The organism is Ramlibacter sp. G4-7, from assembly GCF_057784995.1.
In genome coordinates this window covers 1-25038 of record NZ_JBYNTT010000014.1, presented here as the reverse complement: position 1 = coordinate 25038, position 25038 = coordinate 1, and the positions used below count along the sequence as shown (strand labels likewise).

Annotated in this window: 23 protein-coding genes and 2 tRNA genes; 4 read left to right on the top strand and 21 right to left on the bottom strand. The window is 67.8% G+C overall.

Going from position 1 to position 25038, the window contains the following annotated elements; translation table 11 throughout:
* Positions 1-4 precede the first annotated feature (4 nt).
* Positions 5-1408 (top strand): type II secretion system ATPase GspE, encoded by a 1404-nt coding sequence (gene gspE, locus AC3EGR_RS18720; RefSeq protein WP_488548024.1) that lies wholly within the window; start codon positions 5-7, stop codon positions 1406-1408.
* A gap of 32 nt (positions 1409-1440) precedes the next feature.
* Here gspE and AC3EGR_RS18715 read toward each other — a convergent pair whose 3' ends face one another.
* On the bottom strand, positions 1441-1683 hold the full coding sequence (locus tag AC3EGR_RS18715) for a hypothetical protein (RefSeq protein ID WP_488548023.1): 243 nt from the start codon (positions 1681-1683) through the stop codon (positions 1441-1443).
* A 10-nt stretch (positions 1684-1693) separates the two neighbouring features.
* Positions 1694-1882, bottom strand: coding sequence for a hypothetical protein (locus tag AC3EGR_RS18710; RefSeq protein WP_488548022.1), 189 nt, complete (start codon positions 1880-1882; stop codon positions 1694-1696).
* Positions 1883-2122: 240 nt separating this feature from the next.
* Here AC3EGR_RS18710 and AC3EGR_RS18705 point away from each other — a divergent pair, with 240 nt between their 5' ends.
* Both AC3EGR_RS18705 and AC3EGR_RS18700 read left to right on the top strand, forming a co-directional pair.
* Positions 2123-3064: an MlaD family protein gene (locus tag AC3EGR_RS18705; protein WP_488548021.1), complete on the top strand. Its 942-nt coding sequence runs from the start codon at positions 2123-2125 to the stop codon at positions 3062-3064.
* Positions 3061-3654: an ABC-type transport auxiliary lipoprotein family protein gene (locus AC3EGR_RS18700; RefSeq protein ID WP_488548020.1), complete on the top strand. Its 594-nt coding sequence runs from the start codon at positions 3061-3063 to the stop codon at positions 3652-3654. The genes AC3EGR_RS18705 and AC3EGR_RS18700 overlap by 4 nt, the downstream gene beginning before the upstream one ends.
* Here AC3EGR_RS18700 and AC3EGR_RS18695 read toward each other — a convergent pair.
* A complete protein-coding gene (locus AC3EGR_RS18695) occupies positions 3651-4208 on the bottom strand; it encodes a cytochrome b (RefSeq protein WP_488548019.1) in 558 nt (185 codons plus the stop codon). The two genes, AC3EGR_RS18700 and AC3EGR_RS18695, sit on opposite strands and share 4 nt — an antisense overlap.
* 31 nt (positions 4209-4239) lie before the next feature.
* On the opposite strand from AC3EGR_RS18695, the gene AC3EGR_RS18690 reads away from it, so the two are divergent.
* The gene (locus AC3EGR_RS18690; protein WP_488548018.1) at positions 4240-4812 is read left to right on the top strand and encodes a PA2779 family protein; all 573 of its coding nucleotides are present in this window, start codon (positions 4240-4242) and stop codon (positions 4810-4812) included.
* A 185-nt stretch (positions 4813-4997) separates the two neighbouring features.
* Here the strand turns inward: AC3EGR_RS18690 and AC3EGR_RS18685 are convergent.
* The 18 genes from AC3EGR_RS18685 to AC3EGR_RS18600 form a co-directional block, all read right to left on the bottom strand.
* Positions 4998-5073: transfer RNA gene (locus tag AC3EGR_RS18685), tRNA-Phe, on the bottom strand.
* A gap of 92 nt (positions 5074-5165) precedes the next feature.
* Entirely contained in the window at positions 5166-5882 is a 717-nt protein-coding gene (locus AC3EGR_RS18680; protein WP_488548017.1) for a response regulator, read from the bottom strand.
* Positions 5883-5923: 41 nt separating this feature from the next.
* Positions 5924-8239 (bottom strand): sensor histidine kinase, encoded by a 2316-nt coding sequence (locus AC3EGR_RS18675; RefSeq protein WP_488548016.1) that lies wholly within the window; start codon positions 8237-8239, stop codon positions 5924-5926.
* Positions 8188-8802: a DUF4390 domain-containing protein gene (locus AC3EGR_RS18670; RefSeq protein ID WP_488548015.1), complete on the bottom strand. Its 615-nt coding sequence runs from the start codon at positions 8800-8802 to the stop codon at positions 8188-8190. Before AC3EGR_RS18670 ends, AC3EGR_RS18675 begins: the two co-directional genes overlap by 52 nt.
* Positions 8777-10102 (bottom strand): 16S rRNA (cytosine(967)-C(5))-methyltransferase RsmB, encoded by a 1326-nt coding sequence (gene rsmB, locus AC3EGR_RS18665; protein WP_488548014.1) that lies wholly within the window; start codon positions 10100-10102, stop codon positions 8777-8779. Before rsmB ends, AC3EGR_RS18670 begins: the two co-directional genes overlap by 26 nt.
* A 90-nt stretch (positions 10103-10192) precedes the next feature.
* Positions 10193-11467 (bottom strand): FCSD flavin-binding domain-containing protein, encoded by a 1275-nt coding sequence (locus AC3EGR_RS18660; RefSeq protein ID WP_488548013.1) that lies wholly within the window; start codon positions 11465-11467, stop codon positions 10193-10195.
* A gap of 7 nt (positions 11468-11474) precedes the next feature.
* Positions 11475-11780 (bottom strand): c-type cytochrome, encoded by a 306-nt coding sequence (locus AC3EGR_RS18655; RefSeq protein ID WP_488548012.1) that lies wholly within the window; start codon positions 11778-11780, stop codon positions 11475-11477.
* Positions 11781-11850: 70 nt separating this feature from the next.
* Positions 11851-12414: a LemA family protein gene (locus AC3EGR_RS18650; RefSeq protein ID WP_488548011.1), complete on the bottom strand. Its 564-nt coding sequence runs from the start codon at positions 12412-12414 to the stop codon at positions 11851-11853.
* 79 nt (positions 12415-12493) lie between these two features.
* Entirely contained in the window at positions 12494-16720 is a 4227-nt protein-coding gene (rpoC, locus tag AC3EGR_RS18645) for a DNA-directed RNA polymerase subunit beta' (protein WP_488548010.1), read from the bottom strand.
* 18 nt (positions 16721-16738) lie between these two features.
* Positions 16739-20851, bottom strand: coding sequence for a DNA-directed RNA polymerase subunit beta (rpoB, locus tag AC3EGR_RS18640; protein ID WP_488548009.1), 4113 nt, complete (start codon positions 20849-20851; stop codon positions 16739-16741).
* 278 nt (positions 20852-21129) lie between these two features.
* The gene (rplL, locus tag AC3EGR_RS18635; RefSeq protein ID WP_488548008.1) at positions 21130-21510 is read right to left on the bottom strand and encodes a 50S ribosomal protein L7/L12; all 381 of its coding nucleotides are present in this window, start codon (positions 21508-21510) and stop codon (positions 21130-21132) included.
* Between the two features lie 48 nt (positions 21511-21558).
* Positions 21559-22065 (bottom strand): 50S ribosomal protein L10, encoded by a 507-nt coding sequence (rplJ, locus tag AC3EGR_RS18630; RefSeq protein WP_488548007.1) that lies wholly within the window; start codon positions 22063-22065, stop codon positions 21559-21561.
* 270 nt (positions 22066-22335) lie between these two features.
* Positions 22336-23049, bottom strand: a complete 714-nt coding sequence (gene rplA / locus AC3EGR_RS18625) for a 50S ribosomal protein L1 (RefSeq protein ID WP_488548006.1) — start codon at positions 23047-23049, stop codon at positions 22336-22338.
* Positions 23050-23052: 3 nt separating this feature from the next.
* Positions 23053-23484 (bottom strand): 50S ribosomal protein L11, encoded by a 432-nt coding sequence (gene rplK / locus AC3EGR_RS18620; RefSeq protein WP_488548005.1) that lies wholly within the window; start codon positions 23482-23484, stop codon positions 23053-23055.
* Positions 23485-23618: 134 nt separating this feature from the next.
* Positions 23619-24224 carry a transcription termination/antitermination protein NusG gene (gene nusG / locus AC3EGR_RS18615; protein WP_488548004.1) on the bottom strand — a complete coding sequence of 202 codons (606 nt, stop codon included), beginning with the start codon at positions 24222-24224 and terminating at the stop codon, positions 23619-23621.
* Positions 24224-24607: a preprotein translocase subunit SecE gene (gene secE, locus AC3EGR_RS18610; protein WP_488548003.1), complete on the bottom strand. Its 384-nt coding sequence runs from the start codon at positions 24605-24607 to the stop codon at positions 24224-24226. Before secE ends, nusG begins: the two co-directional genes overlap by 1 nt.
* A 94-nt stretch (positions 24608-24701) precedes the next feature.
* A tRNA-Trp gene (locus AC3EGR_RS18605) sits at positions 24702-24777 on the bottom strand.
* A 67-nt stretch (positions 24778-24844) separates the two neighbouring features.
* Positions 24845-25038, bottom strand: a 194-nt coding sequence (locus AC3EGR_RS18600; protein WP_488546762.1) for an EF-Tu C-terminal domain-related protein, incomplete at its 5' end; no start/stop codon positions are given.

Below are 25038 nucleotides of genomic sequence, written 5' to 3'. Positions count from 1 at the left end.
CGCCATGCGCTACCCCCTGCCCTACGCCTTCGCGCGCAGCCAGCAGCTGCTGCTGGAGGACGACGGCGAGCAGCTGGTGCTGTGGCACGCGGGCTCGCCGGCGCCGGCGTGGAGCGAGGTCATGCGCAAGTACGGGGTGCGCAGCCTGCAGCAGCTGGAGGCGCCGGCGCTGGCGCAGCGCATCAGCGCCGCGTACGCGCAGGGCGAGTCCAGCGCGGCCACGGTGGTCAGCGAAGTGCAGAACGACGCGGACCTGTCGCGCATCATGCAGGAGCTGCCCGCGGTGGAGGACCTGCTGGAGGCGAGCGACGACGCGCCCATCATCCGGATGCTCAACGCGCTGCTCACGCAGGCGGCACGCGACGGCGCCAGCGACATCCACATCGAACCCTACGAGCGCCATTCCAGCGTGCGCTTCCGCGTCGACGGCGCGCTGCGGGAAGTGGTGCAGCCGAACCGCGCGCTGCATGCCGCGCTGATCTCGCGCCTGAAGATCATGGCGGAACTGGACATCGCGGAGAAGCGCCTGCCGCAGGACGGCCGCATTTCGCTGCGCATCGGCACCCGCGCGGTCGACGTGCGCGTGTCCACGCTGCCCAGCGCCCACGGCGAGCGCGCCGTGCTGCGTCTCCTGGACAAGAGCGAGAGCCGCATCAGCCTGGAGTCCGTGGGCATGACCGGCGAGACGCTGCGGCGCTTCCTCGGCCTGATCGAACAGCCGCACGGCATCATCCTCGTGACGGGTCCCACCGGTTCCGGCAAGACGACGACGCTCTACGCCGGGCTGTCGCGCCTGGACTCGTCCACCAGCAACATCATGACGGTGGAGGACCCGATCGAGTACGAGCTGCCCGGGATCGGCCAGACGCAGGTCAACCCCAAGATCGACCTCGACTTCGCCAAGGCCCTGCGCGCCATCCTGCGCCAGGACCCGGACGTGATCATGATCGGCGAGATCCGGGACTTCGAGACTGCGCAGATCGCGATTCAGGCCTCGCTGACCGGCCACCTCGTGCTCGCCACGCTGCACACCAACGACGCGGCCAGCGCCGTCACGCGCCTGACCGACATGGGCGTGGAACCCTTCCTCCTCAGCTCCTCGCTGCTCGGCGTGCTGGCGCAGCGGCTCGTGCGCAAGCTGTGCGTGCACTGCAAGGTGGAAGGGGAGGGCGTGGCGCGCGGCTGCGAGCACTGTGGCTACACCGGCTACCAGGGCCGTACCGGGATCTTCGAGCTGATGCTGGCCAACGACCAGGTGCGCGCACTGATCCACCAGCGCGCGGCCGAGTCCGAGATCCGCCAGACGGCACTGGCCAGCGGCATGCGGCTCATGCGCGACGACGGCGAGCGCCTGGTGCGCGAAGGCATCACGTCGCGCGAGGAAGTGTTGCGGGTCACGCGCGACTGAGCCCGGCCGCTGTGCCGAGAAGCGCCTAGACCTTAGACCTCCGCCTGCTCGGGCTCTTCCGCGCGCTCCGGCTCGTGCAGCGGTTCCGGCTCCCGCACGGGCGCCTGCGGCCCGCGCTCGTCCTCGATCGGCGGCACCTTGGGTTGCGAAGGCTGCGGTTGCTGCTGTTGCTGGCCCCCGCGCATGCGCGTGCGCGACTGCGGTTGCTGCTGTTGCTGCGCCTGCAGCAGGGTGCCCGCGGCGAGCGGGCGGAACTTGGCCTTGAACATCACCATGGCGATCCCCTCAATCCGGCTGTTGCACGAAATCCGTGTGGCCACCGACGCCCGGCTGCCTGTTCTCCTCCGCGCCTTGCTGGTTGGGCACCAGCTCACGTTGGTCGTCTTCGGCGCTCGGCTTGGGCTGGGGGATGGTGGCGCGCTCGGGCGCCGGATGGGCCATCCCGCGGTCGATGGGGGTGCGGTCTTCAGGCATGGGAAGCTCCTTCCCTTGCATGATGGTGGCGGGCGGCATCCGCGTCCTTAGGCCCGGGGCGCAGCACGCCCTAGTCCGCGCTCGCGGCTGGCTGTCGGTAGCTGACTACAACTCGGCCGGACGGCGTCACGCAGCCCAGGGGCCTGCGCTCGAGCACCCGCTGGAACAGCTGAGACTTGGCGGCGTCGATGGGGGCGTGTAGGCTGACCGGGCGCATGAGCCTGCGCAAAGGAGCGCACGATGAACGCAAGTGCGGAGGCGAAGGCGAGATGGTTGTTCGCGGCCCTGCTCGTGCTGGGCGGTGCGGCCGTCGCGGCCTGGCTGCTGCTCGGTTCGCTGCGGCACGCGATCTACGAAGTTCGAACGCGCGATGCGGTCTCGGGCCTCATCGCGGGTGCGCCGGTCGAATTCCACGGCGTCGAAGTCGGCAAGGTGCGCGCCGTGCGGCTGCTCGATGCGCGCAACGTCCAGGTGCTGGTGGAAGTCGATCGCGACGTGCCCGTCACGTCCTCGACCGTGGCCACCATCATCGGGCGCGGCGTGGCCACGCGCGGCTTCACCGGCTACATGTATGTGAGCCTGGAGGAAGGCGAGACCGCCGGCGGCCCGCTCGCGGTCGCGCCCGGGCAGGCGCATCCCCGGCTGGCGAGCGCCCCGTCCCGGGTGGTCAGCCTGGACACGTCCATCGCGGAGCTCAACACCAACGTGCGGGCGGTCACCGGATTGCTGCAGTCCGCGCTGGATCCGCAGACCGTGGAGGCGCTGAAGCAGTCGCTCGCCGGCCTGGAGAAGGTGACGCACACGCTGGCGCGGAACAACGACCGCCTGGAGCGCATCCTGGCCAGCGCCGAGCGCGCCAGCGCCAGCCTGGACGCACGCGTGCTGCCGCGGGCCGAGCACACGCTGGCCCGCATGGAGGCGCTGGCCACCACCGTCGACGGCCGCATCGTGCCCATCCTGACGAACACGCAGCAGGCCAGCGAGCGCCTGCAGCCGCTGCTGCAGGCCAGCTCGGACGCCGTCGTGGTGCTGCAGACGCAGCTGCTGCCGGAGGCGCAGCGCACGCTGGTGCGCATGGACCAGCTCTCGGCAACCCTCAACGACACGGCCGGCCGCATCCAGCGCAATCCCTCGCTGCTGGTCCGGGGGCCGGCACCCCTGCCGGGCGGTCCCGGCGAATGAGGCGCACGGCGTCCTTGCTGATCGCTGCGGCACTCGCCGGGTGCGCCTTCGCGCCGGCTGCGGACCCGCCCGTGACCGTCGCGGTGCTGGACCAGTTGCCGGCGGATGTTCCTCGCCGTTCGCCTTCCCCCACGACGCTCGTCGTGTTTCCGCCGGAAGCACGGCCTGCCATCGACACCTTGCAGATGGCGTACACGGTGCAGCCGCACGCCCTGGCCTACTTTGCGCGCCATCGCTGGGCGGAGCGTCCGCCGCAGATGCTGCAGCCGCTGCTGCTGCGCACGATGGAGGCCAGCGGCGCCTTTGCCGCCGTCGTCGGCCCGCCGCTGGCGGGCGGCAACACGCTGTCTTTGCGCACGGAGATCACCCAGCTGGTCCAGGACTTCACCAGCGAGCCACCCGTCTTGCTGTTCTCGCTGCGCCTGCGCCTGAGCGACGACCGCGCGCAGCGGGTGCTGGGCACGCGGGAGCTGGTGTTGCGCGAGCCCCTGCAGCAGAAGTCGCCCGAGGCCGGCGTGCTGGCGGCCAATGCAGCACTCGCCCGGGCACTGCGCGAGACGGCGCAGTTCGTCCTCGAAAAGACCCCTTAGGCGCGCGGCAGCATGCTGCGCAGCGTCGCGTCGCGCGCGACGAAGTGGTGGTGCAGCGCCGCGCCGGCGTGCAGGACCAGCAGCGCGGCGAGTGCCCAGGCCAGCCAGCGGTGCACGGCGATGCTCAGTTGGAAAAGCGACTCGTCCAGCCCCGTGATCTCCGGCAGCTCGAACCAGTCGAAGACCGGGACGGGATAGCCCCCGGCGGACGACATGATCCAGCCGGTGAGCGGCAGGGCGAACAGGAGCGCGTAGAAAAGGAGGTGCACCAGCCGCGCGGCCACCCGCTGCGCCTGCGGAACGCTCGCGGGCAGCAGCGGCGGCGGCGTCCACAGGCGCCAGGCCAGCCGCGGCACGACGAGGGCCAGGGCGCCCATGCCGATTGCCTTGTGCACGAGGATCAGCGTGATCTTCCTGGTGTCGTAGCCGGCGTCCGGCAGGGCGACCATGTACCAGCCCAGGGCGAGCAGCCCCAGGACCAGCGCAGCCATCGCCCAGTGCAGCGCGATGGCCACCAGGTCATAGCGCCGCTCTGTTTTTGCCCAGGCGTTCATCGCACCCTCCGCTGCCACCCACTGGCGTGTCATGTTCTCCGCGAGTTCGCGCTGTGGCAAGTCGGCCCCGGCCGCGCGCAGGCAAGGCCTTCTGCGCGACCTTCGAGCAGGTGTGGCGCGAGGCGATGCGCGAGTGAGCCCTCGGCTGCGCGTGCAGCAAGTCGAGCGGATTGTTACGCGCCGCGCCGCGGCCGCTGGCGGCGGCGCGTGGCTAGGATGCGGGTCTCACTCTGGGGGCTCCGGCATGAAAGCAGCAGGCCTTCCCGCAGTCCGTGCAGGGACCCTCGTCCTTGCAGCGTGCATCGGCGCGCAGCCCCTCGCGCGCGCCGGGATGATCGGCGCCGAAGCCGCGGCAGTCGCTGCCAGCGGCGATGCCGACCGGACCAGGGTCCAGGAGCTCGTCGACCGCGCCGCGGTCACCGAACGCCTGCAGGCACTGGGCGTCAGCGAGCAGGCGGCGCGCGAGCGGATCGCTGCGCTGACCGACGCGGAAGCCCATGCCCTGGCCGAGCGCATGGATGCCCTGCCCGCCGGCGGCGCACTCAGCCAGCAGGACTGGATCCTGATCCTGCTCCTGGTGATCCTGCTGATCGTCGCGCTCTAGAAAGCTCCCGGCAGCCGTCACGGGCTCGCGCTTGCACCGCAGGGGGTGGACCGGGGATCCGCAACGCAGGCGCGGCCCTGCCGCCGTGGTCACTGCGGCGCGCCGCTGTCGGGAAACGAAAAAGGGGCTCGCAAGGAGCCCCTTTTCAGGTGCGAAGTCCATGTGGATCAAGGACTCCATTGTCTTGGTGGCCTGGGGCGGAATCGAACCACCGACACGCGGATTTTCAATCCGCTGCTCTACCAACTGAGCTACCGGGCCGTGAGAGAGGAGAGATTATAGCAGCGGGGAAAGGGCCTCCTCCGAGACGAGCCCCCACCCCGGCCCTCCCCCAGAGGGGAGGGAGGAAGAGACTAGGCCGCGGAGCGATCGCGCTTGCCGCGCGAGAGGTCCACGCCCAGTTGCTTGAGCTTGCGATACAGGTGCGTGCGCTCCAGGCCGGTCTTCTCCGCCACGCGCGTCATCGAGCCGCCTTCCTTGGCGAGATGGAACTCGAAGTAGCACTTCTCGAACTCGTCGCGCGCGTCGCGCAGGGGCTTGTCCAGCTCGAACAGCTGGCGTGCCTGCGGGCCCATCTCCACCACCGGCGGGATGGTCTGGCCGCCGGTCATGGCGGCTTCGACGGTGAGCTCCTGCACCGGCATCGGCACGACCCCGGCCATGCCCGGCTTGCGCAGGGGCACGGCGGCGAGCGTGGCCGCCCCGGAGTTGCGCGCGAGGCCTGCTTCCACCGCCTTGAGCAGCTTCTGCATGGTGATCGGCTTTTCCAGGAAGGAGTGCGCGCCGATCTTGGTCGCCTCGACGGCGGTCTCGATCGTGGCGTGCCCGCTCATCATGATCACCGGCATGGTGAGCATGCCCGTCGTGGACCACTCCTTCAGCAGCGTGACGCCGTCCGTGTCCGGCATCCAGATGTCGAGAAGCACCAGGTCGGGCCGCATGCGCTGCCGCGCTGCCCGGGCCTGTGCCGCGTTTTCCGCGAGTTCGACGGTGTGTCCCTCGTCGTTGAGGATTTCGGACAGCAAGTCCCGGATCCCGAGCTCGTCGTCCACCACCAGTATGTTTGCCATTGCCCTCTCTGCCCCGGACCCGCGTGTGTTGGGTCCTGTTGTTAACTCGCAACTCCAAATGATAACGACACTTGGGCCCCCTGGATGACACCCTCCGCCATCCGATTCTTCAGATCGATCCGCGCGCCATGCTCATCCGCGATTTTTTTCACGACGGCCAGGCCAAGCCCGGTCCCTTTGGTCTTCGTCGTGACGTACGGCTCGAACGCACGTTTGAGGATGTGCGCCGGAAATCCCGTCCCGTTGTCCTGCACCACGAGCCGCACGCGGCGCGAGGCCTCGCTCCATTGCGTGCGTATCAGCACGTCCGGATTCGGGCGGCCTTCGGTGGCGTCCTGCGCGTTCTGCAGCAGGTTGTGGATCACCTGCCGCAGCTGCTGCGCGTCGCCCAGGATCCGCGGACAGGCCGGGTCCAGTTCGACCCGCACCGGCACCTGCGACGGTCCGCGGGCCTCGTCGCCCTCGCGCGCGTAAAGGTGCAGCACGTCGTGGATCAAGCCATTGAGGTCCACCGGCTTGAGCTCGGCGGCTGGCAGGCGCGCGTAGTCGCGGAACTCGTTGACCAGCCGCTTCATGGAGTCGACCTGGTCGACGATCGTGTGCACGGACTTGGTCAGCAGCGCCCGGTCCGGGTCCGCCAGCTTGGCCGCGAGCTTCATCTCCAGGCGTTCCGCCGAGAGCTGGATGGGGGTCAACGGGTTCTTGATCTCGTGCGCGAGCCGCCGCGCCACTTCGCCCCAGGCCTGCGCGCGCTGGGCCGAGACGATCTCGGAAATGTCGTCCAGCACCAGCAGGCGTGAGCCGCCCGGCATCGAGGCGCCGCGCGCCACGAGCGTGACGATGTTGGCCGGGGACTCCGGCCCGCGCGAGGTGTTCAGCTCGAAGGGCTCCTGCCAGTGGTCGACGATCTGCGTCTCCGTCATGAACTCCTCGAAGCGCTGCTGCACGGCCTGGCCGAAGGCTTCGATCCCGGGCACCTGGCTGAGGGGCACGCCCTGGTAGTCGTCCAGCACGATGCGCAGGATGCTGGAGGCGCCCGGGTTGGACGCCTGGATGTGCCCCTCGGGGTCCAGCACGATCACGCCGGCGGTCAGGTTGTCCAGGATGGTCTGCAGGTTGGCGCGCGCCGCGCTCACCTGCTCCATGCTCATCTCCACGGCGGCGCGCGCGTCGGAGAGCTGCTGCGTCATCTCCGCGAAGGAGCGCGTGAGGCCGCCGAGTTCGTCCTTGCCCTGCAGGGCCGGCTTGGGCGACAGGTCGCCCGCGGCCACCTCGCTGACCCCCGCGGCCAGCAGCAAGAGCGGCCGGGCGAGCTGGTTGCCCAGGATGATGGCCAGCAGCACCGCGCCGAACACGGCCAGGAACAGGCTCAGGGTCAGCGTGCCGATGTACATGCGCCGCAAGCCCTCGCGCCCGAGCGCCCGCTCCTGGTACTCGCGGTTCGCCTCCTGCACGGCGATGGCATTGGCCACCAGCGTGGGCGGGATCGTGACGGTGGACTGCAGGAAGCGCGCTTCGGCCAGCAAACCCAGGCTGGGTTGCGGCACCGGCACGATGGCCTTGATCCGGGCCCCGTTGGCGTTGGCCACCGCCGGGTCCTCCAGCCCTTCCACCACGGTGAAGGACCGCTGCATGCGCACGCTGCGCAGCTGCTGCGGCGTCGGCCGCTCGGGATTGATCTGGAACCGCGACTGCCCCGCGCTGGCGATCATCTGGCCGCTGGCATTCCACAGCACCACGTCGATGGCACCCAGCTGCTCGCGGATGCGCTCCAGGGTCAGGCCCGCCGTGGCGTCCCCCGTCTCGGACAGCTGCCCGGCGGCGCCGCGCGTCTTGCCGGCGAGGTCGCCCGACAGCGTGTCCAGCGTGACGCGGCCCAGGTTCAGGCCGGCGTCCAGCGCACCCTCCACCTTCACGTCGAACCAGCTCTCGATGGACCGCGAGACGAACTGGTAGGACACGACGTAGATCAGCACCCCGGGCAGCAGCCCCACCAGCGCGAAGATCGCCGCCAGCTTCACCAGCAGGCGGCTGCCGAACTTGCCGCGCCGCAGCCGCGAAGCGAGCCGGACGAACACCCAGAGGATGACCGCCAGCAGCATCGCGGCGACCACCATGTTCAGCACGAACAGGCGGCCGTAGTTGCGCTCGTAGAAGTCGCGGTTGTTCGTCGCCTGCGTGAGCAGGAACATCAGCACGATCGCGATGCCCAGCGCCACGGCGACGCCGACCACGATGGCCCAGCGCAAGGCCTTGGAGCTTTCGATCAGCTTGCGCTGGGGACCTTCGGGCGGGCGCGGCACGGCTAGCGGTGTTCGATGACGAGGCGCTGGTTGCGCACCGCCAGGATGATCCATTCCGACTGGCCAACGGCGCCGATCTGGAAGGGGCGCGGCAGCTGCGACACGTCCAGGCGGAAGCGGAAGTCGATGTTGTGGGTGGCTTCGGGGTCCACGTCCGCGGCGTCGGCAATGCGCCAGCGCGACACGCGCTGGATGGCGGCCAGCGCCTCCTCGCGGCTGTCGAACATCTGGCCGAGGATCAGGCCCGAGTTGCCGATCGGCTGGGCCGACACCTGCAGGCGCCAGCGCCGCGTCAGCGGCTGGTAGGCCAGGCGCATGTGGCGGCTGGCGAAGGCCACGCGCTTGTCATACCAGTACCAGCGGTCGCGGTAGATGGTCGCTTCCGCCACGAAGTACATGGGGATGCCCTTGGCCAGCGCGTCCTCGACGGCCTGCGGCAGGTCGAACTGCACGGTGGCGCTGAGCAGCACCCCGTCGTCGGTACGCTCCACGTGCAGCTGGGTGACCTCGGCGGGGTTGACCTGGGCCCAGCCGACCGGTCCGGCGAAGCACCAGAGCAGGCAGGCGAACAGCCACGACCACCCCCGCCGCTCAATCATCCTGGCGGGCCGGTGCATCCAGTGCACTCTTTTCCAGCACCGCATAGAAGAAACCGTCGTGGTCACTTGGTGAATTGTCCGGGAGGGGTGGCCCCTCCCCGGCATGGCGGGGCCATAAATGGCCGGGCGCGGGCCGTGAACGGGCCGTGGTGTTGTGTGCAAGAAACGCCCGGATGCGATCCTGCCCCTCCGCGCGGAACACCGAGCAGGTGCAATAGACCAGGCGACCCCCAGGTTTCAACAAGGGCCAGAGCGCAGTGAGCAACCGCTCCTGCTGCTCCGCGAGCTGCGTGACATCCTTCTCGCGCCGCAGCCAGCGCACGTCCGGGTGGCGGCGGACGATGCCGGAGGCGGTACAGGGCGCGTCCAGCAGGATCGCGTCGAAGGGCTGTCCATCCCACCAGTAGCCCGGCTCGCCGGCATCGGCGGTGCGCACCTCGGCGTGCAGGCCCAGGCGCTGCAGGTTCTGGTGGATGCGCTCGCAGCGCACCGGGTCCACGTCCAGCGCGAGCACCTGGGCATCGGGCGCGAGTTCGCAGACATGGGCCGTCTTGCCGCCCGGGGCGGCGCAGGCGTCCAGCACCCGCGCCCTGGGCGGCAGCCCGGGCACCAGGAGCTCGGCCGCCAGCTGCGCACCGGCGTCCTGCACGGACCACAGCCCTTCGGCGAAGCCCGGGATCGCCTGCACGGCATGCGGGCGGTCCAGGATCAGGCCGTGCGCCCCCACGGGTTCGGAGCCGATGTGCGCCGCCGCGAGCAGGTCGCGCAGCGGCTCGCGCGAGATGCGGTGCGTGTTCACCCGCAGCGTCATGGGCGCCGGCCGGTTGTTCGCCTCCAGGATGGCCTCCCAGCCCCGCGGCCAGTCCTTCTGCAGGGCGGCGATCCACCAGCGCGGATGGTTCCAGTGCGCCACCGGCTCTTCCTCGACCTCGGCGACGAGCTGTTCGCGTTCGCGCAGGAAGCGGCGCAGGCAGGCGTTCACGAAGCCCTGCTGCGCCCGGGTCTGCGGCGAGCGCTTGGCCGCCTCCACTGCCTGGTCCACCAGGGTGAAGGGAGCGTAAGGCGCATCCTCCTCGCGCCAGGCCAGTGCCAGCGCCGTGCACAGCAAGGCGTCGACCGCGGGGGGCGGCCCGCGCTTGGCCAGGCGCCGGCGCAGCGCCTCGGCGCGACCGAGCTGGCGCAGCACCTGGAAGGACAGCGCCTGCGCTGCCGGACGCAGTTCCGCCGGCACCGCCGCGATCGCGGGGGTGGCCGACTCGCCCCGCCGCACCGCCGCCAGCACGGACGCTGCAGCCTGCAGCTGCTGCCACAAGGGCACGGAAGGGGATGACAGGGATGACCTCGCTGCGCTCGATGGGGGAAGGACCGCAGCGATTCTGTCATCCCCCCGTTTCGCCATGCGAAGCGCTCAGCCGAGCATGTCGGCCCAGGTGTTCCGTGCCCAGCTCCAGGCGTGCACCCCTTCGGGGGCGTTGGGCGCCGCACTCAGGCCGCCGGACCCGGGCACGGTCTTGAATGTCTTCTCGGCAGCGACGTACTCGTGCACGCTGGCGACGTGGATGACGTTGCGGTCGTCGACGTAGCTGTAGCAGGTGTTGGTCACGAGCGGGGAGGCGTTGACCGGCCAGCCGGCCAGCCGCGCCACGATCGCGGCGGCTGCCACCTTGGCATGGTTGTTGGCCATGTGGCCGCTCTTGGGCATGCCCGGCGCGGCCTGCACCGCGTCGCCGATCACGTACACGTCGCGCGCGGCGCTGGACTCGAAGGTCTGGTAGTCGACGCCGCACCAGCGCCGGTCCGCCATGTTCGCCAGTCCGGCCTGCTGCGCGATGGTGCCGGCCCGCATGGGTGGAAGCACGTTCAGCACCGCGGCCTTCACGTCGTCCTGCACCTCCATCCTGATCACGCCGGCGCCCGCGTCGACGGCGAGCACCTTGTGCTGCGGCCGGTATTCGACGATGCCCGGGTACTGCTCGGCCCACACCTTGCGGAACAGCGCGCCCTTGGAGACCACGTCCGGGTTCGCGTCGAGCACCAGCACCTTGCTGCGCGGCTTGGCGCTCCTGAAATACCAGGCCACCTGGCAGGCGCGCTCGTAAGGCCCCGGGGGACAGCGGTAAGGCTGCTCGGGGATGGTGATGGCGTACACGCCGCCGTCCGGCATGGCCTCGAGCTGGCGGCGCAGCGCCACGGTCTCCGCCCCCGCCTTCCACGCCTGCAGCACCCGGCCGGAAGCGTTCGCCGCGCGCAGGCCTTCGATCGCATCGAACTGCAGGTCGACGCCCGGCGACACGACCAGCATGTCGTAGGCGATCGCCGCGCCCCCGGCGAGCACGAGGCTCTTGCGCTGCGTGTCGACCGATTGCACGAGGTCGCGCACGACGCGCACGCCATGCCGGCTTTGCAGCGCCGTGTAAGGCGTGGTGATGTCGGCCATCGTGCGGCTGCCGCCGATCACGAGGTTGGAGATGGGGCAGGACACGAAGGCTGCGTTCGGCTCCACGAGCACCACGTCGACCTTGTAATCCGACAGCATCCGCACGTACCTGGCGGCGGTGGCACCGCCGTAGCCGCCGCCAATGACGACGACCCGGGCCTTGGCGGGAATGGCCGTGCTCGCGCAGGCGCCCAGGCCCAGGAGCGGCAACGCCGCGGAGGACTGGAGGAAGGAACGACGCTTCATGCGGCCCTCACCTGGCCTGCGCGGCGAAATACGCGGCGAGCTGCTGCAGCTGCGCGTCGCTGTAGCCCTTGGTGACCTGGTGCATCACCGTCGCGGGGCGGCTGCCGTCGCGAAAAGCCCGCAACTGCTGCAGCAGGTGATCGCCCGCTTGCCCCGCGAGGGCCGGCACCGACGAGCCCTGCACCGCGCGGCCGTCGGTGCCATGGCAGTTGGCGCAGGTGGCCGCGAGGCTGCGCAGCCGCAGGGCGTCGGGAGATTGGGCATTGGCTGCCAGGGGCAGCAGCACGGCGAGCAGGAACACTGGCGCTGTCATCGAAGCCTCCTCTTCGCCGCCCACTCTACGACGACAGATGCGGCGCGGCAAAGAACTTCGCGCGCCGGCCTCAGGCCCGGGTGCGCAGGCCGCGCGCCGGATGGAAGCCGAACAGCCAGGCGAGCAGCGCCGCCGGGAACTGCGCGATGGCATCGTTGTAGTTACTGACCGCCTGGTTGAACTGCTCGGTGGCGGCGTGCGCCATCCGCTCGAGCTGCTGGCGCTCGCCGCTGAAGTTCTCCGGCAGCCGCGGGCCGGCGAGGTCATGGGCGTCGTCGCGTTCCGCGCGGTCCCAGGCCATGCCCAGCACCTCCTGCGCCGCGCCCAGCGCCGCGATGCGCTCGGCGTCGAGCGGCCTGGCCTTGGCGGAAGCGAGCGTCGCCGACAGCTGCGCCGCCGCGCCCTGCAGCCCGCCCCAGAACGCGCTGCCGCCGGCGAACTGCGACTGCGGCTGGTCTTCCTCTGGCGGCACGCACTCGTGCACCAGCTTCACCTGCCGGGACAGTTCGGCCTCCAGGGAGGCGAAGGCAAGGTTCGCGTCGGCGCGCAGGCGCACCAGGCGGTTGTAGGCACCCACCGCCCAGAACAGCACGAGGGCCGCGAGGACCCAGGGAAGGAAGGACGACGTCTGCATGCACCTCCGCGGACGGCCGGAAAAAAAACGGGCGCCACCCCGCACAGGGATGGCGCCCGCAGTTTAGGTGCAAAGCCGCTTATTCGGCGGCCGTGGTGCCTTCGTTCGTCTCGGAGGCGGTGCCTTCCGTCACGGCGGCCAGTTCGGCGGCTTCGTTCTCGGCGATGGCGCGGCGCTCGGCCTCGTCCATCTGGTCCTTCGCCTTGCGCGCCACGTGGTACGCCATGCCGGTGCCCGCGGGAATCAGGCGGCCGACGATGACGTTTTCCTTCAGGCCACGCAGCTCGTCGCGCTTGCCCATGATCGCCGCCTCGGTCAGCACCCGCGTCGTTTCCTGGAAGGAAGCGGCGGAGATGAACGAGTCCGTCGACAGCGAAGCCTTCGTGATGCCGAGCAGCAGGTTGCTGAAGGTGGCGGGAATCTTGTTCTCGCTACGCAGCCTGTCGTTCGTATCCAGCAGCTCCGAGCGCTCGACCTGCTCGCCGGCGATGTAGTCCGACTCGCCGACGTTCTCGATGATCACGCGACGCAGCATCTGGCGCACGATCACCTCGATGTGCTTGTCGTTGATCTTCACGCCCTGCAGGCGGTAGACGTCCTGCACTTCATCGACGATGTAGCGCGCCAGTTCCTCGGAGCCCAGCAGGCGCAGGATGTCCTGCGGATCGGCCGGGCCGTCGACCACGGATTCGCCCTTGTTCACCACCTGGCCTTCGTGCACCAGGATGTTCTTTTCCTTCGGGACGAGCTCTTCGTGCACGCCGCCTTCGGGGTCGGTGATCTGCAGGCGGATCTTGCCCTTGGTCTCCTTGCCGAACGAGACCGTGCCGGTCATCTCGGCCAGCACGCCCTTGTCCTTGGGCGAGCGGGCTTCGAACAGCTCCGCCACCCGCGGCAGGCCGCCGGTGATGTCGCGCGTCTTCTGCCCTTCGACCGGGATGCGGGCCAGCACTTCGCCGGGACCCACGTCCTGGCCGTCGCGCACCTGCACCAGCGAGCCGACCTGGAAAGCGATCGTCACGGAGTGGTCCGTGCCGGGGATCTTCACCTCGTTGCCGGCCGGGTCGACCAGCTTGACCTGCGGACGCACCACCTTGGCGGAGCCACGGCGCTTGGGGTCGATCACCACCAGCGTGGACAGGCCCGTGACCTCGTCCACCTGCTTGGCCACCGTCAGGCCCTCTTCCACGTTCTCGAACTTCACCTTGCCGGCGAATTCCGTGATGATGGGTCGGGTCAGCGGGTCCCAGTTGGCCAGGATCGTGCCGGCCTTGATCGTCTGGTCGGCCTTCACCGCCAGGATCGCGCCGTACGGCACCTTGTGGCGTTCGCGCTCGCGGCCATGCTCGTCGTGGATGACGATCTCGCCCGAACGCGAGATGACGACCAGCTCGCCCTTGCTGTTGGTCACGTAGCGCATCGTGGTGTTGAAGCCCACGACACCCGCCGACTTCGCGTCCACGCTGGAGGCCACGGCCGCACGCGATGCCGCGCCACCGATGTGGAACGTGCGCATGGTCAGCTGCGTGCCGGGTTCGCCGATGGACTGCGCGGCGATCACGCCGACCGCCTCACCGACGTTCACCAGCCCGCCGCGGCCCAGGTCGCGGCCGTAGCACTTGGCGCACAGGCCGAAGCGGGTGGCGCAGTTCAGCGCCGTGCGGACCTTGACTTCGTCGACGCCGGCTGCTTCCAGCTCGTCGATCAGGTCTTCGTCCAGCATCGTCGCGGCGCTCACCATCACCGCACGCGTTTCCGGGTGCAGCACGTCTTCGGCAGCCACGCGGCCCAGGATCCGGTCGCGCAGCGACTCGATCACTTCACCGCCTTCGACGATGGCGCGCATCAGCGAGCCGTCGGCGGTGCCGCAGTCCACTTCCGTCACGACCAGGTCCTGCGTCACGTCGACCAGGCGGCGCGTCAGGTAGCCGGAGTTCGCGGTCTTCAGCGCCGTGTCCGCGAGGCCCTTGCGGGCGCCGTGGGTGGAGATGAAGTACTGCAGCACGTTCAGGCCTTCGCGGAAGTTGGCCGTGATGGGCGTCTCGATGATCGAGCCGTCCGGCTTGGCCATCAGGCCGCGCATGCCCGCCAGCTGGCGGATCTGGGCGGCGGAACCGCGGGCACCCGAGTCGGCCATCATGTAGATGGAGTTGAACGACTCCTGCTCCACTTCCTTGCCATGGCGGTCGATGACCTTCTCCTTGGCAAGCTGGGCCATCATGACCTTGGACACCTCGTCGCCGGCCTTGCCCCAGATGTCGACCACCTTGTTGTAGCGCTCGCCGGCGGTGACGAGACCCGAGACGTACTGCTGCTCGATCTCCTTCACTTCCTTCTCGGAGCGCTCGATGATCGCCTTCTTCTCCGGCGGCACCAGCATGTCGTCCACCGCGATGGAGATGCCGGCCTTGGTCGCCAGGCGGAAGCCGTTCTGCAGCAGCTTGTCGGCGAAGACCACCGTTTCCTTCAGGCCGCACTTGCGGAAGGAGATGTTGATCAGCTTGCTGATCTCCTTCTTCTTCAGCGCCTTGTTCAGCACGCTGAAGGGCAGGCCCTTGGGCAGGATCTCCGACAGCAGCGCGCGGCCGGCGGTGGTGTCGAACAGCTTGGTCGACGGCACGAACTCGCCGGTGTCCTTGTCCTTCTCCCACTCGGTCAGGCGCACGGCGATCTTGGCGGTCAGTTCCACCGCACCCGTGTCCAGGGCGCGCAGCACTTCCGCGACGTCGGTGAAGGTCATGCCTTCGCCCCTGCCGTTGGTGCGCTCGCGCGTCGTGTAGTACAGGCCCAGCACCACGTCCTGCGAGGGAACGATGGAGGGCTCGCCGTTGGCCGGGAACAGCACGTTGTTGGAGGCCAGCATCAGCGTGCGGGCTTCCATCTGCGCTTCCACCGACAGCGGCACGTGCACGGCCATCTGGTCACCGTCGAAGTCGGCATTGAACGCCGCGCAGACGAGCGGGTGCAGCTGGATCGCCTTGCCTTCGATCAGGATCGGCTCGAAGGCCTGGATGCCCAGGCGGTGCAGCGTCGGGGCCCGGTTCAGCATGACCGGGTGCTCCTTGATGACCTCTTCGAGGATGTCCCACACGACGGGCGTGCCGGCTTCGACTTCCTTCTTCGCCGCCTTGATGGTGGTGGCGATGCCCATGGCTTCCAGGCGCGAGAAGATGAAGGGCTTGAACAGCTCCAGCGCCATCAGCTTCGGCAGGCCGCACTGGTGCAGCTTCAGGGTCGGGCCCACGGTGATGACCGAACGGCCCGAGTAGTCGACGCGCTTGCCCAGCAGGTTCTGGCGGAAGCGGCCGCTCTTGCCCTTGATCATGTCGGCCAGCGACTTGAGCGCGCGCTTGTTGGCGCCGGTCATCGCCTTGCCGCGACGGCCGTTGTCCAGCAGGGAGTCGACGGCTTCCTGCAGCATGCGCTTCTCGTTGCGCGCGATGATTTCCGGAGCCTTCAGCTCCAGCAGGCGCTTCAGCCGCGAGTTGCGGTTGATGACGCGGCGGTACAGGTCGTTCAGGTCGGAGGTCGCGAAGCGGCCGCCATCCAGCGGCACCAGCGGACGCAGGTCCGGCGGCAGCACCGGCAGCACGTCCATGACCATCCAGTTGGGCTTCATGCCCGACTTCTTGAAGGCCTCGAGGACCTTCAGGCGCTTGGCGTTCTTCTTGACCTTGACTTCGGAGCCGGTCAGGTCGCCGCGCAGCTTCTCGATCTCGATGTCGAGGTCGATGCCTTCGAGCAGGTCCTTGATGCCTTCGGCGCCCATCTTGGCGATGAACTCGTCACCGTATTCCTTGCGCTTCGCATCGAAGTCGTCCTCGGACATGATGCCGAACTTCTTCAGCGGGGTCATGCCCGGGTCGGTGATGACGTACGCCTCGAAGTACAGCACGCGCTCGATGTCGCGCAGCGTCATGTCCAGGACCAGGCCCAGGCGCGACGGCAGCGACTTGAGGAACCAGATGTGCGCGCATGGCGCGGCCAGGTCGATGTGGCCCATGCGCTCGCGGCGCACCTTGGTCTGCGTGACTTCGACGCCGCACTTCTCGCAGATCACGCCGCGGTGCTTCAGGCGCTTGTACTTGCCGCACAGGCACTCGTAGTCCTTGATCGGGCCGAAGATCTTGGCGCAGAACAGGCCATCGCGCTCCGGCTTGAAGGTGCGGTAGTTGATCGTCTCCGGCTTCTTGACCTCACCGAAGGACCAGGAACGGATCTTCTCGGGCGAGGCGATGCCGATGCGGATGGCATCGAAATGCTCGTCCGGCGTGAACTGCTTGAACAGGTCGAGTAGCGATTTCATTAACTCTGTCCTTCCTGATTAGCTGCGCTCGAGTTCGATGTCGATACCCAGCGAGCGAATTTCCTTGACCAGCACGTTGAACGACTCCGGCATGCCGGCATCGATCGCGTGTTCGCCCTTGACGATGGACTCGTACACCTTGGTGCGGCCCTGCACGTCGTCGGACTTCACGGTCAGCATTTCCTGCAGCGTGTAGGAAGCGCCGTAGGCTTCCAGCGCCCACACTTCCATCTCGCCGAAACGCTGGCCGCCGAACTGCGCCTTGCCGCCCAGCGGCTGCTGCGTGACCAGGCTGTAAGGACCCGTGGAACGGGCGTGCATCTTGTCGTCCACCAGGTGGTGCAGCTTGAGCACGTGCATGTAGCCCACGGTCACCGGCCGCTCGAACTGGTCGCCCGAGCGGCCGTCGAACAGGTACGCCTGGGTGCGCGTGGCCGTGAGGCCCTTCACCTTGGCGATCTCTTCCGGATAGGCCATCTGCAGCATGCCGCGGATCTCGTTCTCGGACGCGCCGTCGAACACCGGCGTCGCGAAGGGCACGCCCTTGGCGAGCTGGCCGGCCATCTCCACCACTTCCGAGTCGGACAGCTCGTCGAGCGCTTCCTTGCGGCCGGACTTGTTGTACAGCTGGTCCAGGAAACCGCGCACTTCGGCCACGGCCGCTTCCTTCTGCAGCATGTCGCCCAGGCGCTGGCCGATGCCCTTGCCCGCCCAGCCCAGGTGCACTTCCAACACCTGGCCCACGTTCATGCGCGAAGGCACGCCCAGCGGGTTCAGCACGATGTCGCACGGCGTGCCGTCGGCCATGTAAGGCATGTCCTCGACCGGAACGATCTTGGACACGACACCCTTGTTGCCGTGGCGGCCGGCCATCTTGTCGCCGGGTTGCAGGCGGCGCTTGACGGCCAGGTAGACCTTGACCATCTTGAGCACGCCCGCCGGCAGCTCGTCGCCCTGCGTGAGCTTCTTGCGCTTCTCTTCGAACGCGAGGTCGAAGCTGTGGCGCGTCTGCTCCAGGGAGTTCTTGATCGACTCGAGCTGCGAGGCGACTTCGTCTTCCGCCGGGCGGATGTCGAACCAGTGGTACTTCTCGACGGAGTCGAGGTAGGCCTTGTCGATCTTCACGCCCTTGGCCAGCTTCTGCGGGCCGCCGTTGGCCTCGCGGCCGTTCAGCAGCTTGGCGATCCGGTCGAACGCGTCGGCCTCCACGATGCGCAGCTGGTCGTTCAGGTCCAGGCGGAAGCGCTTGAGCTCGTCGTCGATGATCTGCTGGGCCCGCTTGTCGCGCTGGATGCCTTCACGAGTGAAGACCTGCACGTCGATCACGGTGCCTTGCGAGCCCTGGTCCACGCGCAGCGACGTGTCCTTCACGTCCGAAGCCTTCTCGCCGAAGATCGCGCGCAGCAGCTTCTCTTCCGGCGTCAGCGTGGTCTCGCCCTTGGGCGTGACCTTGCCCACCAGCACGTCGCCCGGCTGCACTTCCGCGCCCACGTAGATGATGCCGGACTCGTCCAGGCGGTTGAGCTGCTGCTCGGACAGGTTCGGGATGTCGCGGGTGATTTCTTCCGGGCCCAGCTTGGTGTCGCGGGCCATCACCACCAGTTCCTCGATGTGGATCGAGGTGTAGCGGTCGTCGGCCACCACGCGCTCGCTGATCAGGATCGAGTCCTCGAAGTTGTAGCCGTTCCAGGGCATGAACGCCACCAGCATGTTCTGGCCGAGGGCCAGTTCGCCGAGGTCGGTCGATGCGCCGTCCGCCACCACGTCACCCTTGGCGATCTTGTCGCCGCGCTGGACGATGGGACGCTGGTGGATGTTGGTGTTCTGGTTGGAACGCTGGTACTTGATCAGGTTGTAGATGTCGACGCCGACTTCACCGGCCTGGGCTTCGGCATCGTTCACGCGCACCACGATGCGGGTGGCATCGACGTAGTCGACGACACCGCCGCGGGTGGCGGTCACCACGGTGCCGGAGTCGACCGCGGAGACGCGCTCGATGCCGGTGCCGACGAAGGCCTTCTCCGGACGCAGCACCGGCACGGCCTGGCGCTGCATGTTGGCGCCCATCAGCGCGCGGTTCGCGTCGTCGTGCTCCAGGAAGGGCACGAGCGAAGCGGCCACCGACACGATCTGCGCCGGCGACACGTCCATGTACTGGATGCGGTCGGCGCCGACCAGGATCGATTCACCCTTTTCGCGGGCCGACACCAGGTCGCCCGTGAGGCGGCCTTCGGCGTCCAGCGTGGCGTTGGCCTGGGCGATGACGTACTTGCCTTCCTCGATGGCCGACAGGTAGTCGATCTCCATCGTGACCTTGCCTTCGTGCACGCGGCGGTACGGCGTCTCGATGAAGCCGTACTCGTTCAGGCGGGCGTACAGGGCCAGCGAGTTGATCAGGCCGATGTTCGGGCCTTCCGGCGTCTCGATCGGGCACACGCGGCCGTAGTGCGTGACGTGCACGTCGCGCACTTCGAAGCCGGCGCGCTCGCGCGTCAGGCCACCCGGGCCCAGTGCGGAGACGCGGCGCTTGTGCGTGATCTCCGACAGCGGGTTGGTCTGGTCCATGAACTGCGACAGCTGCGACGCACCGAAGAACTCCTTGAGGGCCGCGGAAATCGGCTTGGAGTTGATCAGGTCGTGCGGCATCAGCGGCTCTTGCTCCGCCTGGCCCAGACGCTCCTTCACGGCCTTCTCGATACGGGCCAGGCCGGTGCGGTACTGGTTCTCGGCCAGTTCGCCGACGCAACGCACGCGGCGGTTGCCCAGGTGGTCGATGTCGTCGACTTCACCGCGGCCGTTGCGCAGGTCCACCAGGATCTTGACCACGGCGAGGATGTCGTCGTTGGTCAGGACCATGGGGCCGGTGCTCTCGTCGCGGCCGACCTTGGCGTTGAACTTCATGCGGCCCACGCGCGACAGGTCGTAGGTGTCCGGGTTGTAGAACAGGCGCTGGAACAGGGCCTGCACCGCGTCCTCGGTCGGCGGCTCGCCGGGGCGCATCATGCGGTAGATCGCGACGCGGGCGGCGAACTCGTCCACCGTCTCGTCGATGCGCAGGGTGGTCGACATGTACGGGCCCTGGTCGAGCTCGTTCGTGTAGATCGCCTGGATGTCCTGGATGCCGGCGGCGCGCAGCTTCTTCAGCAGCGCTTCGGTCAGTTCGTCGTTGGCCTTGGCAATGATCTCGCCCGTGTCCGGGTCGATGATGTTGCGCGCGACGACGCGGCCGACCAGGAAGTCTTCCGGCACGCTGATGTGCGTGGTGCCGGTCTGCTCCAGCTCGCGCGTGTGGCGCGCGGTGACGCGCTTGTCCTTGGGCACCACGACCTTGCCGGACTTGTCGGTGATGTCGAAGCGGGCCACTTCACCACGCAGGCGCTCGGCGACGAACTCCAGCTGGGCGCCGCTGTCCATCAGGCGGAAGTTGTCGTTGACGAAGAAGTTCGCCAGGATGGTTTCCGGCGTCAGGCCGATCGCCTTCAGCAGGATCGTGACCGGCATCTTGCGGCGGCGGTCGACGCGGAAGTACAGCACGTCCTTCGGGTCGAACTCGAAGTCCAGCCAGGAGCCGCGGTAAGGGATGATCCGGGCCGAGAACAGCAGCTTGCCCGAGCTGTGCGTCTTGCCCTTGTCGTGTTCGAAGAACACGCCAGGCGAGCGGTGCAGCTGGGAGACGATCACGCGCTCGGTGCCGTTGATGATGAACGAGCCCTTGTCGGTCATCAGGGGCACTTCGCCCATGTAGACCTCCTGCTCCTTCACTTCCTTGACCACCTTGCTCTGCGGCGTGGAGGACTCGCGGTCATAGATGATCAGCTGCACCTTCGCGCGCACGGCGGAGGCGTAGGTCAGGCCGCGGGTCTGGCACTCGCGCACGTCGAAGGCGGGCTTGGCCAGGTTGTATTCGATGAACTTCATCTCCACGAACCCGTTGTGCGAGACGATCGGGAACGCGGCGTCGAACGCGGCCTGCAGGCCCTCGATGGTCCGCTTCTGCGGCGCCATGTCGGCTTGGAGGAAGGCGGTGTACGCATCCTTCTGCATCTGCAGCAGGTACGGCACTTCGAGCACGCTGTCGCGCTTGCCGAAGCTCTTGCGGATGCGCTTGCGTTCGGTATAGGAATAGGCCATGAAATCTCCGGGCTAGGAATCACGTAGATTCGGCAACTGGCGGCTCCCGCATCCGGACCAGGATGGGGAACAGTCTTGGCGGGTTGGCCACTACCAACCTTGGCGGACGGCACCGCGTTGCACGGCGCCCGAACCAAGCAGTCTTCTGCAGTCGGATCAGAAAACACTCAAAAACATTCCCGGCGGGGGTCTGCTTTTGGCTGTTTTCGCGCTTCCTCAACAAGCAGCAAAGGCTGGAGGCCCTTTCGGGCGCTCCAGCCTCGGCGTCGAACGTCGAATTACTTGAGTTCGACCTTGGCGCCGGCGTCTTCCAGCTTCTTCTTCGCCGCTTCGGCGTCGGCCTTGTTCAGGCCTTCCTTGACGGGCTTCGGCGCGCCGTCGACCAGGTCCTTGGCTTCCTTGAGGCCCAGGCCCGTGATCTCGCGCACGGCCTTGATGACGCCGACCTTCTGCGCACCGGCTTCCATCAGCTGCACCGTGAACTCGGTCTTCTCTTCGGCGGCGGCAGCGGCGCCACCACCACCGCCAGCGGCGGCCGGGGCGGCCATCGCGGCGGCGGAAACGCCGAATTTCTCTTCAATGGCCTTGACCAGGTCATTGAGTTCCATGACGGACATGCTGTCCAGGGCCGTCAGAAAGTCGTCTTTGTTGAATGCCATTTTGAATGTTCCTGAATAAGTTGGTGATCCGTAGGGTCGCTGCGGCGCTCAAGCGGCGGCAGCGGCGCCTTCTTCCTTCTTTTTCGCCAGAGCGCCCAGCACCACCGCGGTGCGGGAGATGGGCGACATCAGCAGGCCGCAAAGCTGCGCCAGCAGAACTTCCTTCGAGGGGATGTTCGCCAGCTGCTTCACGCCGGCGACGTCCAGGGTCTTGCCCGCGAACGCACCACCGCGAATGACCAGCTTGTCGTTGGTCTTCGCGAAGTCGGCCACCACCTTGGCGGCGGCGACGGCGTCCACGGAGAAGCCGTAGATCAGCGGGCCGGTCATCTGGTCACCGACGGACTCGAACGACGTGCCCTGCACGGCGCGGCGGGCCAGGGTGTTCTTCAGAACACTCAGGTCCACGCCAGCGCCGCGCGCGGCCACGCGCAGCTTGGTCATGTCGGCGACCGTGATGCCGCGGTATTCCGCCATCACCAGCGTTTGAGCTTTGGCGGCGAGAGCGGCGACTTCTTCGACGACCGCTTGCTTCTCACTGCGATTCAGACTCAAGGTCTACTCCTTAAAAAGCGCTTCCGGCCATTGCCTTCGGCGCGCCCTTCCTGCAGCGACCAACTGTCTTCAGAAATCTCTCGATTCGTCTGTCAGCGGGATCGCCATCTGCGTTGGCTTGTCGATTAAGAGGCTCGCGCCTCGCCAACGGTCTTGGATGGCCCGCCGGGTTCGTTCGCACGGGCCCGGCGACCCACCACACCGGCCGGTTTTCACCGGCCAATTCATTCGAGCTGCCCCGCCAGCGCGGTGGGGCGCCCCGTCGCGTTGCTAGCCCTGAGCGGCCGGCTGTGCGTTCAAGGTCTGGAGGTCCACGCGGACGCCCAGGCCCATCGTCGACGACACGGCGATCTTGCGCAGGTACACGCCCTTGCTGGTCGCCGGCTTGGCCTTGTTCAGCGCCTCGAGCAAGGCCGTCAGGTTGCCCTGCAGCTTGTCGGCGTCGAAGGAACGGCGGCCCAGCGTGGCGTGGATGATGCCGGCCTTGTCGGCTCGGAACTGCACCTGGCCCGCCTTGGCGTTCTTCACCGCGGTGGCGACGTCCGGCGTCACGGTGCCGACCTTCGGGTTCGGCATCAGGCCGCGCGGGCCCAGGATCTGGCCCAGCGTACCGACCACGCGCATCGCGTCGGGGGCGGCGATCACCACGTCGAACGGCATGTCGCCGGCCTTCACGCGGGCAGCCAGGTCGTCCATGCCGACCACGTCGGCGCCGGCGGCCTTGGCTTCCTCGGCCTTGGCGCCCTGGGCGAACACGGCCACGCGCTTGGTCTTGCCGGTGCCGTTGGGCATCACGACCGCGCCGCGAACGACCTGGTCGGACTTCTTCGGGTCGATGCCCAGCTGCACGGCCACGTCGATGGATTCATCGAACTTGGCGGTGGCCGCCTGCTTGACGATGCCCAGGGCGTCGGTCAGCGGATACAGCTTGGTGCTGTCGACCTTGCCCTCGAGGGCTTTCTGCTTCTTGGTGAGCTTTGCCATGATTTAGACGCCCTCCACCGTGATGCCCATGGAACGGGCGGAACCAGCCAGGGTCTTGATCGCGGCGTCGATGTTCGCGGCGTTCATGTCCTTGAGCTTGGTCTTGGCGATCTCTTCGAGCTGCGCGCGGGTGATCTTGCCGACCTTGTCCGTGTGCGGCTTGGCCGAACCCTTGTCCAGCTTGATGGCCTTCTTGATCAGGACGGTCGCGGGCGGCGTCTTGATGATGAAGGTGAAGCTCTTGTCCGCGAACGCGGTGATCACCACCGGCAGCGGCAGACCGGGCTCGACGCCCTGGGTCTGGGCGTTGAACGCCTTGCAGAACTCCATGATGTTCAGGCCGCGCTGACCCAGCGCGGGACCGATCGGCGGCGAGGGGTTCGCCTTGCCGGCCGGGACTTGCAGCTTCACGAAGCCGACAATCTTCTTGGCCATGTCCAGATTTCCTTGCGGGTGATAGCGCCTTGCGGCTCCCCGGGGTTAGCGGCTCGCTTTCCGACACTGGCTGCCGAGCCGGCAGGCAACCAGATCAAGGGACGCGGCACGCCAGGCGGCCGCGTTCCCCATGTTTACGTCTTCTCGACCTGCGAGAACTCGAGTTCGACGGGGGTGGCGCGACCGAAGATGGTCACCGAAACCCGCACCTTGCTCTTCTCGTAGTTGACTTCCTCGACGGTGCCGTTGAAGTCGGTGAACGGGCCGTCCTTGACGCGCACGTACTCGCCCACCGTGAATTCGACCTTGTGGCGCGGCTTCTCCACGCCCTCTTCCATCTGGCCCAGGATCTTGACGACCTCGTCGTCGCTGATCGGGGCCGGGCGGTTCTTGGCGCCGCCCACGAAACCGGTCACCTTGTTGGTGTGCTTCACCAGGTGCCAGGTGTCGTCGTTCATGACCATCTGCACCAGCACGTAGCCCGGATAGAACCGGCGCTCGGAGGTGCGCTTCTGGCCGTTCTTGATCTCGACCACTTCCTCGGTGGGCACCAGGATGTCGCCGAACATGTGCTGCATGCCGGCGCGGTTGATGCGCTCCTTGATGTTGCGCTCCACCGCCTTCTCCATGCCGGAGTAGGCGTGGACGACGTACCAGCGCAGGTCGGGGTTGGCCGCCTTGGCGGCAGCGCCCGGAATCTCCGGCTGGCCTTCGGCCGCGGCGTTTTCGATTTCGCTCATTACTTCTTCCAGCCCAGGATCACGTCGTAGAACACCCACTCGAGGGTCTTGTCGGTCAGCCAGAGGAACAGCGCCATGATCACCACGAAGCCGAACACGTACGCGGTCATCTGGATGGCCTCGCGCCGGGCGGGCCACACGACCTTCTTCACTTCCTTGACGGAGTCGCGGCCGAAGCTGATGAACTCCTTGCCCGGCTCCGCCGTGAGGAAGACGGCCACCGCGGCCACCAGGCCGACCAGCAGCACGCCCCACTGGGCGACCTGGCCCTGCTTGGCCAGGAGGTAGAAGCCGGCCAGCGCGGCGATCACCAGCGCAACGGCGGCGCCCACTTTCGCCTTGTCGGCGCCAGTGGAGACGGTTTCAACTTGGGTCGTGGCCATGGAGACGGGCTGCTTCCTGCTTCAATGATTCGTGTCCACTCGAGACACTAAAGCCCGTCGCTCGGACGGGCTTGGGTTTGGGAGTGCCACTCGGTGGCAGGGGCAGTAGGAATCGAACCTACAACCTTCGGTTTTGGAGACCGACGCTCTGCCAATTGAGCTATACCCCTCCGGAACCTGTTTCTGGGGAACCCGGCATTATCGCCGGTTCCCATTAACCATGTCGAGTCGCTGGACTCACTCCATGATCTTGGCGACGACGCCGGCGCCGACGGTCTTGCCGCCTTCGCGGATGGCGAAGCGCAGGCCCTCTTCCATGGCGATCGGGGCGATCAGCTTGACGGTGATCGTCACGTTGTCGCCGGGCATGACCATTTCCTTGTCCTTGGGCAGCTCGATCGCGCCGGTCACGTCCGTCGTGCGGAAGTAGA